Source organism: Proteiniclasticum aestuarii (genome assembly GCF_017368455.1).
Classification (GTDB): Bacteria; Bacillota; Clostridia; order Clostridiales; family Clostridiaceae; genus Proteiniclasticum; species Proteiniclasticum aestuarii.
On the sequence record NZ_JAFNJU010000014.1, the window covers coordinates 1 to 12,171 of the forward strand.

General features: G+C 45.0%; 10 protein-coding genes and 1 other annotated feature. All 10 genes read right to left on the reverse strand.

Translation table 11 applies throughout. The features are described from left to right. Nucleotides 1-248: 248 nt before the first annotated feature. The 10 genes from trxB to J3A84_RS14295 all read right to left on the reverse strand — a co-directional run bounded on the left by trxB (nucleotide 249) and on the right by J3A84_RS14295 (nucleotide 12,170). Nucleotides 249-1,175, reverse strand: coding sequence for a thioredoxin-disulfide reductase (gene trxB / locus J3A84_RS14250; RefSeq protein WP_207600721.1), 927 nt, complete (start codon nucleotides 1,173-1,175; stop codon nucleotides 249-251). A 210-nt stretch (nucleotides 1,176-1,385) separates the two neighbouring features. Continuing rightward, nucleotides 1,386-2,222 (reverse strand): DegV family protein, encoded by an 837-nt coding sequence (locus J3A84_RS14255; RefSeq protein ID WP_207600722.1) that lies wholly within the window; start codon nucleotides 2,220-2,222, stop codon nucleotides 1,386-1,388. A gap of 146 nt (nucleotides 2,223-2,368) precedes the next feature. Continuing rightward, complete coding sequence (locus tag J3A84_RS14260; RefSeq protein WP_207600723.1) at nucleotides 2,369-2,890, reverse strand: tryptophan transporter; 522 nt, start codon at nucleotides 2,888-2,890, stop codon at nucleotides 2,369-2,371. A gap of 117 nt (nucleotides 2,891-3,007) precedes the next feature. After that, nucleotides 3,008-3,259: a binding site (T-box leader), on the reverse strand. A gap of 171 nt (nucleotides 3,260-3,430) precedes the next feature. After that, complete coding sequence (locus tag J3A84_RS14265; RefSeq protein ID WP_207600724.1) at nucleotides 3,431-4,396, reverse strand: ABC transporter permease; 966 nt, start codon at nucleotides 4,394-4,396, stop codon at nucleotides 3,431-3,433. After that, complete coding sequence (locus tag J3A84_RS14270) at nucleotides 4,396-5,577, reverse strand: ABC transporter permease (protein ID WP_207600725.1); 1,182 nt, start codon at nucleotides 5,575-5,577, stop codon at nucleotides 4,396-4,398. The genes J3A84_RS14265 and J3A84_RS14270 overlap by 1 nt, the downstream gene beginning before the upstream one ends. Beyond that, nucleotides 5,567-7,114 carry an ABC transporter ATP-binding protein gene (locus J3A84_RS14275; RefSeq protein ID WP_342590977.1) on the reverse strand — a complete coding sequence of 516 codons (1,548 nt, stop codon included), beginning with the start codon at nucleotides 7,112-7,114 and terminating at the stop codon, nucleotides 5,567-5,569. The genes J3A84_RS14270 and J3A84_RS14275 overlap by 11 nt, the downstream gene beginning before the upstream one ends. A gap of 123 nt (nucleotides 7,115-7,237) precedes the next feature. After that, nucleotides 7,238-8,392: a BMP family lipoprotein gene (locus J3A84_RS14280; RefSeq protein ID WP_207600726.1), complete on the reverse strand. Its 1,155-nt coding sequence runs from the start codon at nucleotides 8,390-8,392 to the stop codon at nucleotides 7,238-7,240. Between the two features lie 244 nt (nucleotides 8,393-8,636). Then, nucleotides 8,637-9,101 carry a tRNA (cytidine(34)-2'-O)-methyltransferase gene (locus J3A84_RS14285; RefSeq protein WP_207600727.1) on the reverse strand — a complete coding sequence of 155 codons (465 nt, stop codon included), beginning with the start codon at nucleotides 9,099-9,101 and terminating at the stop codon, nucleotides 8,637-8,639. A 3-nt stretch (nucleotides 9,102-9,104) separates the two neighbouring features. Then, a complete protein-coding gene (locus tag J3A84_RS14290; RefSeq protein ID WP_207600728.1) occupies nucleotides 9,105-9,938 on the reverse strand; it encodes a Cof-type HAD-IIB family hydrolase in 834 nt (277 codons plus the stop codon). 51 nt (nucleotides 9,939-9,989) lie between these two features. Then, complete coding sequence (locus J3A84_RS14295) at nucleotides 9,990-12,170, reverse strand: transglutaminase-like domain-containing protein (RefSeq protein ID WP_207600729.1); 2,181 nt, start codon at nucleotides 12,168-12,170, stop codon at nucleotides 9,990-9,992. Nucleotide 12,171: the final 1 nt, after the last annotated feature.

Genomic DNA, 12,171 nt, shown 5'->3' on the forward strand with positions numbered 1-12,171 from the left:
AGCCGAGGTCTGTTTGGCATGACCTTACAAGGTGCATTCGCAATTTTTGCAGTGAATGTCAAAAGAACATTGGCTTTAGTCGATAAATAACAGAAGAATAATACAGGTAAGAGCACCGAATAAAAAAGAAAAGAGAGAGAAGTTTCGCATAACTTGCGTTCTTCTCTCTCTTTTCTTCGAGGCAGACTTATTGTGAGCCACTTTTTCAGTGGCCTCCAAAGAAAACACTCCCTTGCATGCCCAATGTTCTATTCCATTTCTTCCAGATACTTCTCACATGAGATCGCGGCAACTGCACCATCCGCTGCTGCTGTGATGACCTGTCGGATGGTGGTTTCTCGGATGTCTCCTGCCGCAAACACGCCAGGAACATCGGTCTTCATGTATACATCTGTAATGATTTCACCAAAGGCGTTCATATTGACCTTCCCCTTGAAGATTTCTGAAATGGGCTCGTATCCTACGAATACAAACACACCATCTACAGGAAAATCACTGACTTCTTCTGTGATGACATTCTTCACTTTAAGGCCGGTAAGCAGACCGTTTTCTTCCATGGCTTCTTCCACAACCGTGTCCAGAAGGAACTCAATCTTCGGATTCGCCTTGGTCTTGTCCACCAGATACTGCGCTGCTCTGAATCCCTGACGTCTGTGGATGATGGTCACTTTCGATGCGAATTTGGTCAGATAGAGCGCTTCCTGAAGGGCTGAATCACCTCCGCCGATGACAGCAATAGGCAGATCCGTGTAGAAGTCAGCATCACAGGTGGCACAATAGGATACGCCTCTGCCCCGTAATTCGATTTCCCCCTTGAATCCGACCATCTTTGGCTGTGCACCTGTTGCGATGATGACGGTCTTCGTCAGGTATTCACCCTTATTGGTGACGATTTTCTTGATGGTATCGGAAAAGTCCACACTGACGATATCTTCTTTTGTGAACTTCGTATTGAAATGTTCAGCCTGCTTTCTCATCTTATCGGAAAGTTCGGGCCCTGTAATGCCCAGATCTGTTCCAGGGTAGTTATCCACTTCATAGGTTGTGGCCACCTGACCACCGTATGTGGCTTTTTCTATAAGAAGCGTATCCAGCTTTCCTCTTCCTGCATATAGTGCTGCGGATAGTCCTGCCGGACCTCCTCCTAATATAATCGTTTCATAAATATGTGACATGATTACCTCCCCATGGTTACTTCAAGATTAATAATAATATAGAATGGAAGTAAATTCCATACCGTACTTAATATAATATACCCAATCAGGGTATTTGTAAACATATTGCACTCAATTTAATCGAGCCCATCTCTCCGGAACATCTCCACGCAGAAAAAGAGAGCATATGCTCTCTTTTTCGCTATTTGGAGTGAATAGAATAACACTAAATTAATCAGTAAGTACAAAAATACCTACAAGTTTTGGTCCTGCATGGACCCCCAGGACGCATCCCACTTCAATTTCGTGGTAACCGATACCGCTTTTTTCCAGATGACTGATCACCGCTCTGTTTACTTCACTGTCCAGTGAGTTGATCACAACGACCTTGGAGTCTTTCTTCCTGGGTGTGCTGTCGATAAATGCCAGCAGGGATTTAAGGGCTTTCTTAGACCCTCTTGCCTTATCCACCATTTCAAGCTTTCCTTCTTTGATGGATATCAGCGGCTTAATGCCTAGGAATCCACCGATGGCGCCCACAGATTTTGGCACTCTTCCCCCTTTGACAAGATACTCCATGGTATCAAAGGTCACAAGAAGCTTCACTTTTTCAGCTGTTTCCTGAAGTGTTGCAACGACCTCATCCAGGGTGCCGCCTGCTTTGATCTTTTCTCCCGCTTCCACCAGGGCTAAGAACAGAACCCCTGAGACTCCTTTGGAATCCACTATGGTGATGTCTTCCGTTTCCAGCATGTCCTTGGCAATCTCAGCAGACTGAATGGTTCCAGACAGCAGCGCAGAAATATGGAAAGAGACGATCTTGTAGCCTTCATCCAGATACTTCTTGTAGACGTCATGGAATTCCTGCGGATTCACCTGACTGGTGGTTGGAAAGGCACTGCCCTTTTCCACTCCCTCATACATTTCCGTCAAGGTGATGGATTCACCATCCTTATAGGACTTGTCACCGATGTGAACAGATAAGGGAAGTACATGTATGTCGTATTTTTCGATCAGTTCCTGAGTCAGGTCACAGGTGCTGTCTGTGATGAGCTTGATTTTATCCATAATGTTTTTCCTCGCTTCTTTTCTATATTCCATCAGTGGGATCCATTTTGCTACCCTCTGACAGTATAGTTCATACTATGTAAAAGTATACTGGATGCACTTTGATTATCAAAATAAGCTTCAGGAAACTAAGAAAATTTTAAGATTTACACTTCACTCAGCACTTTCATATAGCCTGCCCGTTCCATTATTTTCTCCATGAAAACAGACAACACGGTGTTCAGAACAGAGGTGGGTAGCACTATGCCAATGAAGAGGTCCATAAACGAAATGGGTGCTCCACTAATTGCCAGCCCCACGGATAGAAATATCGCTCCGCTGACGATGGTCCCGAATAGTGCGATAATGCTGACTTTCATGAGCCTTGGTATCCTCTGCCCCATATTTTTATACACGATGAACACGATGGACCCTGTAATGACCTTGTCCACCAGGTTTGCAATCTGTCCTCCAGGAAAAGTGGTCGTGAGCGCTGAGATGATACCGCAGACAAGAGCCACAGCTAGGACTTCCCGGTAATTATCCATAAGGAATATGGAGAAGAACATCATGACCAGAAGAAAATCCATTTTCATTCCACCTAAGAATGGAATCCCCGGAACAATCTGGTGAAGGATATAGCCGACGGCGATCAGTATAGCGGATAGTGTCATTTTCTTTACATTCATTTCATTCATTCCTTTCAAAATAAGAGTGTTCTGCCAGCGTTTTTCGTCATTCAGATTCTTTCACCACATACCGATCCCTCCTTCACCTGATTTTTAACGTAAAAAAGACTCCACCCCATACAGGGCGAAGTCACTCGCGTTGCCACCTGATTTCACGTATCTCAACAAGAAACGTATCTCAATTTCGGATACTAACATATCCTATCCCTTTTCACGGAAGGCTCCCGTCAGATACTACTCCCTCACTGTAAGGTTTCGCTCCGCCTCTCGAAGGCCCATTCAACAAAAACTGTAATATGGAAGTCCCACCATTCTTCCACTCTCTTTGAAAACACGTTTAAGTTTACTCTTCCTCGTCATCGAGTTTGATATTTCGTATAGTATACTTCATTTTCCAGATCATTTCAACATGAAAATCACATGATTCATGATTCATGATTGACTGCCAAGAGCGAGCTGTTAAGACTTGAATCAGTACAAACGCCTTTCATCTAAAAAAGAGATGCTTCAATACTGAAGCACCTCTTGCACAGTCTATTCTTATCTTTGAGATTTATCGTATGGAATACCTTCCGCTTTGGGCGCTCTGGACTTCTTGGAAGTGAAGGCCAGTACCACCATTGTGGCGATATAAGGCAGCATCTTGTAGTAGGTCTGATTGATTCCCAGATTATTCAGGAATGGAATCAGCGATACGGAATAAGCCAGTGTTCTCAGGAATGCGAAGAACAGCGCTGCCCAGAAAATCCTTAAAGGCTTCCACTGCCCGAAAATCATAACCGCAAGAGCCAGGAATCCGAATCCGGCAACACCAGTATGCCCATTGACATTTCCATCCATGACACCGACTGAGTAGAAGAACCCTCCTATTCCTGCCAGAACACCGGATATACTGACACCTGCGTATCTCATTCTGTAGACGTTGATTCCCACAGAATCCGCAGCATGAGGATGTTCTCCGCAGGCTCTCAGTCTCAGACCGAATCGCGTCTTGTAGAAAACCACCGTGGCCACTATCAGGAGAAAGAACCCGATATAAACTGTAAGGTAGGTTCTCTGGAAGAACATTTGTCCAAGTACCGGTATCTGACCCAACACAGGCACTTCACGGATATAGAAATTCATATTAGTGGTGATACCGTCAGAATTGAAAAACATTTTTGAAAACAGCAGAATGACTGCTGGAATCAGCATGTTGATCGCTGTACCAGTGATGGTCTGATTGGCTTTCATGGTGACCGCTGCAAAAGACAGCAGCAGAGAATAGATGAATCCTGAAACCGCTCCTACGATCATCCCCAGCAGAAGGATCGTCTGAGGACCCATCTCTGACCCCTGCACAAAATAGACAAAGAGCGCTCCGAAGAATGCACCGAAGAGCATGATTCCTTCCAGTCCGATATTGATGACACCGCTACGTTCACTGAACATTCCGCCCAGGGCTACCAGAAGGAGTGGAATCGCAACAGGAAGCATATTCTGAATCAGATAATATAAAGTATCCATTACTTATTCGCCTCCTTTGTATCACTGGATGCATCCTTGTCTACGATGCTCTTGGCCTCCGAAACCGCATGCATTTTGTCTCTTCTGGCTTTGATGAATTTTGCAGCAGCCGAATTCATGATCATGGCAAAGGCTGCGAAATAGATGATGACAGCAATGACGATATCGATGATTTCAGGCTTGTAGCCATAAAGGCTGGCAAGTGTACCACCTCTCTGGATATGGGATATGAAAACAGAGGAGAAGATGACACCGATGGGGTGCGCATTACCAAGAAGAGCTACGGCAATACCATTGAACCCGTTGGCTGCAATGATATTGATGGGCTCATAAGTCATGCTGCTGCCCGCGATGGCGGAAGGTGCAAGAATGGCAAAAGCGCCACCGAGTCCTGCCAGACCACCCGCGATGCCCATAGTCAGAATGATGTTTCTCTTTCCCTTCATCCCAGCATAGTCCGCGGCGAACTTATTGAAACCTGTGGCTTTCAGTTCATATCCGAAAGTTGTTTTCTGCAATACGATGTACAGAATGATTCCGATGACAATAGCCAGTACAATTCCGAAGTTCACATTGGAACCGGAGATGCCAAGGGAAGGAATCTGAACCTCACTTGGAAGGTAGGCAGTTCTCGTCATGGAAGACACATACATCTTGCTGTTCCCCTGAATGAGCATATCCACCAGATACATTCCGATGTAGTTGAACATGATGGAAGTGATGACTTCATTCACGTTGAGGAGTGCTTTGAAGATGCCGGGGATGAATCCCCATAGCATACCTCCGATCATACCTGCAACAATCGCTGCAACCCAGTGGATTCCCTTGGGCATATCCCACATGAAACCAACATAGAGAGCAAAGTACATCCCCATGGTGTACTGACCGGAAGCACCGATGTTGAACAGTCCCATTTTGAAGGCAAAGCCCACAGCCAGACCGGTCATAAGAATCGGTGTGGCGAAATAGAACACGTCTCCGATTCTTCTCAGCCCGCCGGTAAGGACACTGTTGAAGCCTTTCAGTGCATTGGACGGATCTGCAACAAGCATAACGAGGAATCCGACAATCAGTCCCAGAGCAATGGCTAGTAGCGCTGCCGTAAATGCTGAGAATCCCTTGCTATGCGTAATGCTTTTTATAGTAAATCCATTTTTCTTTGAATTTGTGTTATCCTGCATGGTTAATCTCCTTTACGGTATTACGTTTCGCACCTGACATATATAGACCAAGCTCTTCCACCGTCGTGGTTTTAGGATCAAGTTCTCCGACGATTTCGCCTTCGTACATGACCAGTATTCTGTCACTGACATCCATGACCTCATCCAGCTCCAGAGAAACCAGAAGAACCGCTTTCCCCGCGTCTCTTCTTTCCACCAGCTGTTTGTGGATGTATTCTATGGCCCCCACATCAAGCCCTCTTGTAGGCTGTACAGCCACCAGAAGTTCATGTTTCTTGTCGATTTCTCTGGCAAGTATGGCTTTCTGCTGGTTACCTCCAGACATGCTTCTGGCCATGGTAACAGGGCCCTGTCCGCTACGGACATCAAATTTCTCCACCAGCTCTTCCGTGTATTTTCTCATGGCATCGAACTTCAGAAATCCATGCTTCTGGAAAGCAGGCTCCCAGTATCTCTGAAGAATCATGTTTTCTTCCAGAGAATAATCCAGCACAAGTCCGTGCTTATGTCTGTCTTCGGGAATATGACTCATTCCAGCTTTGGATCGTTCTCTGATGGACGCTTTTGTGATGTCTTTTCCAGCCAGCGTAATGGTTCCGGACGTCATCTTTTCCAGTCCTGTGAGGGCTGATACGAATTCCGTCTGACCGTTTCCATCAATCCCTGCAAGACAGACGATCTCTCCTGCACGCACATCAAAGGAAACATTCTTGACCGCATTGTTTTTGTGCGTCTGGCTTGGCACCGTCACGCCTCTTACGGAAAGAACCACGTCCTTAGGCTCTGCAGGTTCCTTCTCCACAGAGAAATTGATGTCTCTACCTACCATCATTTTGGAAAGCTCTTCCTTGGTGGTATCCTTTACATCCACCGTACCAATATATTTACCTTTGCGTAGAACAGTACACCTGTCAGCCACCTGCATGATCTCATTCAGCTTATGTGTAATAAATAAAATTGACTTTCCTTCATCCGCAAAACCACGCATGATCTGCAGAAGCTCTTCGATTTCCTGTGGTGTAAGGACAGCCGTAGGTTCATCAAAGATCAGAATCTCATTGTCTCTATAAAGCATCTTGAGTATTTCAACTCTCTGCTGCATCCCCACAGAAATCTTCTCGATCACTGCATCAGGATTCACCTTCAGTCCGTATTTTTCGCTTAATTCGACAACTTTCTTTCTTGCTTCACTCTTTTCAAGAAAGCCCATTTTATTTGGCTCTACCCCTAAAATGATATTCTCAAGAACCGTGAAGATCTCCACCAGTTTGAAATGCTGATGCACCATACCGATTCCTAACGCATTGGCATCATTTGGATTGTTGATCTTCACAACTTCTCCGTTTTTCCTGATTTCACCTTTTTCAGCCTGATACAGCCCGAAAAGAACACTCATGAGCGTTGATTTTCCTGCTCCGTTTTCTCCGAGCAGTGCATGGACCTCTCCTTTTTTCAAGGTAAGGGTAATATTGTCGTTCGCGATAATACCGGGGAATTCTTTTGTTATATTTCTCATTTCAATAATATAATTATCCACTTTAACCTCTTCTTATCACTTTATTTTTTAGTTGGAAAATGGGGGAAAACTCTCGCCTTCCCCCACTGAAAACTCCTAGATGTATAGGTTTCATCCAATAATCCAGTGAAATTCACACTTGAACTATCTTACAGAAACACTAACCTTGCTTAATCCAAGATTTGATGTAAGCTCTTCTGCAGTAGCATAACCATTGGCATCTGCAACTTCAAATGTTCTTACAAGTTCAACGCTTCCGTCTACAAGTGAAGCGAAAATCTCATCGTATGCAGCTTTGTCGAATGATTCGAATCTGTCGAATGCATCCGCACCTTCATCACCGATTACTGTTGTTGGAAGACCAACACCATCGTTCGCAGCGTTGAAGTATGTGGTTTTAGCTGAATAAGTAGCCCAGCTGTCTGAGTTGTAGATGGAATCCAGTACAGCAACAACAGAAGCTGCAAGCCCCTTTGTGGCAGATGTGATTACAGTTTCGCTGTCATATCTCTGGTCAACGTCAACACCGATCACCTTTCCGTCTGATTCTGCAGCAGCTGACATTACGCTCTTACCAACAGAACCGCCGCATGCGAAGATGACTTCTACGCCTTCCTGATACATGGTCTTAGCAGTAGCCTTGTTTGTGTCGGTCTCTTCAAAGTTTCCTGTGTAGTGATAGGTCACTTCGATTGCGCCATCTTCAAGACCCATTTCGGTAGCTGCAGCTTCAGCACCCTGAAGATATCCGTATCCGAATGCCTGTACAGCAGGAACCGCCATACCACCCATGAATCCAAGATCTGTCATGCCGTCCATTACAGCAGCATATCCAGCCAGGTAACCTGATTCTTCTTCAGAGTACATGATGCTGGCAACATTTTCCTTGGTTTCGAATGTGGAGTAATCCGCTGTATGAGGAGCACCATCAAGAAGAATGAACTTCACTTCAGGATACTTTGTCTGAGCTTCGTATACCGCAACTTCAAACAGGAATCCTGGTGTAACGATAACCTCTGCTCCACCCTGAACAGCTAAGTCAATAGCAGCAAGGTAACCTGCGTCGGAAGCTTCTTCCGGCTTATAGTACTTATGTGTGATGTCTTCTGCTTCCGCAAATTCAACAACACCTTCCCAAGCACCCTGGTTGAATGATTTGTCATCGATATTACCCTTGTCTGTGATCAGTGCGATTTCAAAACCGTCAGCTCCCGCTTCCCCATCGGTTTCGGATCCGCAACCAGCAAGTACCATACCAACCAACATGATTGACATTAGAATAGCAAGCATTTTTTTCATTAAAAAACCCTCCAAATAATTCGTTCGACTTTTGTCGTTGCATTTATTATATCTTTTTTACCGAAAAACCACAACTATTATTACTCTGCAAAGGGCTCATTGTACGTGTTTTTTCGCAATTTCCTGAATCTCAAGGCGATTCTTTGTGAGATTGTCACATCGTTTACAGTCACTTTAAAAGAACTGGCTTTCAATTCTCCTTGAAAACCAGTTCTTTTAGTGGTTTATGCAATTTCTTCTTAATTTATTTCATATGGGGATATCCGAGCTGTCTCAGGGCTTCATAGGCAACAATGGCTACTGTATTCGACAGATTGAGACTTCTGGTGCTGCTTTCTGCCATGGGTACGCGAAAGAGCTGCTCTCTGTTATCTTCCATGATATATTCGGGAAGACCACTGGATTCTCTGCCGAAGACAATGAAGACATCTTCTTCAAATACAATATCTGAATGACGCTTCACGCCCTTGGTGCTGGAAAAGTAGAATCTACTGTCCTTATACTTCTCTCTGAGTTCTTCATAACTTCCATATAGTGTCACATCCAGTTCATCCCAGTAGTCAAGGCCTGCTCTTGCCACCGTCTTGTCGCTTATGGAAAACCCCATGGGACCGATGAGATGAAGCTTCGCATTGGTCAGGACGCAGGTCCTTCCGATATTTCCGGTATTCTGGGGTATTTCAGGTCTGAAAAGAACGATATTGATCATCTTCTATCCCTCACTCAGCACTAGCTTTTCAATCATTTTCGCAACACCGTCATTGACGTTGGTATCGGTGACATATTCTGCCACATCCAGTACACTCTGCATGGCATTGCCCATGGCTACAGGCATCCCCACCACCTTCAGCATGGAAAGATCATTTTCACTGTCGCCTATGGCAATAATCTCATCAGGATGGATTCCTTTGGCCTTTGCCAGAGAAAGTACGCCTAACCCTTTATCCGCAAGATAGGACGTGAATTCCAGATTGTCAGTTCCGGAACTGACCACCTTGATTCTCTGATTTGCTGAAATCTGGTCTCTGATGGCGGATATCCGTTCCGCTTTCGGAAAGACGATTCCCTTCTGTATGGCATTACCGGTTTCCTCGATGAGATGATTCAGTGTGAACTCCTCATTGAGATATTTGATGATGATTCTTCTGTTCTCCGGCAGAGTTTTCGCCAGAGCTTCATATCTGCCCACATAATCTCTGTATTCTGAAACATACATGGTTCCATGATTGTACCAGTTGATTTTCGTATCATGCCCATCTAATACATTCTGAATAAGCAGCATATCCTCTGCGCTTAAATTCTCCTCATAATAGACCCTGCTTCCGTCTCTTTCACTGACATAGGCACCATTGGATGAAACGATGGGATCGGTAAGCCCCAGTTCATCCGAGTACATCAGTGCACTTTTGTGCATTCTTCCTGTGCTGAGTGCAATAATCAGGCCTTTTTCCTTGGCCTTTCCGATGGCCTGTGCCACTCTCTCTGATACAGTCAGGTCCGGTCTTATGAGCGTCCCGTCTATATCGATGCAAATCATTTTATACATGTATCGTTCTCCTTACTTCTGGTTCTTGACTTCTTCTTCAATCTTAGCATATCAGACAATGAATTTTTTGATGAACGTGAAGACTGGTCCTCGGAATTCTCTTACGATACCGTATACATCATCGTATAGCTCCTGTCTTCTGCTGAATTCGCCTGTTTCTCCACTATATTCTTCCCTGTATACTTCTTCCACAAGTTTCGTGTAGCTTTCCCTCAGTTCATCATCCCGGATGCGATCTGCCATCTCCAGATAGGTTTCTCCCTGTTTTCTGGAATAATACATGAAGCTCAGTCCGCGATTCACTTCCCTGAAGTATGGTTTCAGAGAGGAGCTCCTCATCATCTGATGGATTTTGTATTTTCTATACGCAACTCTCAATGCAAACAGAATGAGCAATGCTGAAATGACGCTGAGCATGATATTCCTTGAAACTCTTTCCTGTTTTTCTTCCGGCGTTTCTTCCACTTCGTCTTCAGGCTGAGGATTCAGAGGGTCTTCCTCTTCATCCACAGGTGTTTCAGGATTCTCCACAGGTTCTTCTCCTTCCGTCGGAGTTTCTTCCGGTCCTTCATTGAAAATCAGTTCTCTTGGGGTGCCTGTAGCGTCATAGATCTGCCAGATGTCATTTTCCTCATCGATGAGTACTTCTGTCCAGGCATGAGCATCGCTGTTTCTTACAATGAATCTGCCCCCATCTCTTTCGTCGGCCATTTTGAATCCTTCCACGTATCTTGTGGGGACTCCTGCGATACGCAGCATATTGGACAGAGCTGTACCGAAGTAGACGCAGTACCCTTCCGGATTCTCAAAAAGGAAATAGTCCACAAAATCTTCCCCTTCTGGAAGATCCCCCGGTTCCAGTGTATAGGTGTAATTGGTCTTCAGATAATCGGTCAGCGCCTGAGCCTTTTCCTGATTGCTCATGGTGGGTTCAATGATCTCAAACACCAGATCCATGGTTCTGGTGGTGATGGTATCTGAAATCTGAAGATATTCCTCGTAATTGGCAAGAAATGCCTCATCCCTTGCCGATGGGCTTGCCACTTCAGCAAGATACCCTCTCACCAGTTCTTCTTCGAAATAGGTGATGAAATAATCATTGGTCACCGTCTTGTTGCTGGTGAACACATCATACTTTTCATCATAGAACAGAAGCGCCAGGTTATTCGAGATGGCCATATCCCGTGTGTAGATGCTGTTGAAGAGATGGGAGGTCATCTCCTTTATGGGCCTGATCTCCAGGATGTTCAGTTCCTCGTTTCCTGCCACCTCTTCGTAATAGGATATTTTCTCCTCCACAATGCTGCCAGTCTCCAGGTAGTCTCTGAACTCCTTGGTCCACCTGTCTCCCAGATAGTTCACCTTCACGCTGCCTCTGAGATAGATGGGGCCATCCCCCACCGCATGAAGCACCTCTTCTTCATTGATGATGATGTCACCGCCCAGTTTGCTCTCGGAATTGTTGTATCCGGACATGGAAATACTGAAGGGATCCTCAATATTTCTTCCGTTGATGGAGTTCTGAGTCACCACCTGGCCGTTGAAGAAATTCCAAAGCCTGTCTGAATAGATGCCCTTCTCCTCAATATCGATGAAGAAGGAAGCTAAGGTGATGATGAGCGTGAAAATCACACCCTGGAGCAGTCTCTTGTTCCGGTTGACTTTCAGCACTTTCACTTCCCGATCGTAGAGGGTGCTTCGATAAAACAGTATGCTGAACGCCCAGATGGGCACAAAGAACCGGACATACTCATAGGAATTGTTGTAATAGTCCACAATCCAGAGGAAGAGCAGAAGCCCCATATCCAGAATGACCATATTATAAGGGAAGATATAAAGCGTTACTGAAAGAATCGCCGACCCCACCACCATCAGAAGCTTCATGGTGTTCAGAAAGTTCTCGAACTGGATGTCTTCCCCTTTCATGATGGCACTGTTGATGATGCTGATATCTTCCGGAATCGCACCGACATCAATGGTCTTCACCCGATAATAAAGGATATAGATACTGACTAGTATGACAAAGAAGAAGCCCAGTCTGTACCAGATATTTTCTCCTTTCAGCATGCCGATCAGGCCTAATACGATTGTAATAGGCAGTATCGCATAGATCCAGATTTCTCCGTACTGGAATCCCTGGATATAATAGGCGCTTTCCATAACCATGGCCATGATGATCATGTTGATGAAGACCATGACCAGGGGTATCACCAGATTTTTCATTTTACTCATA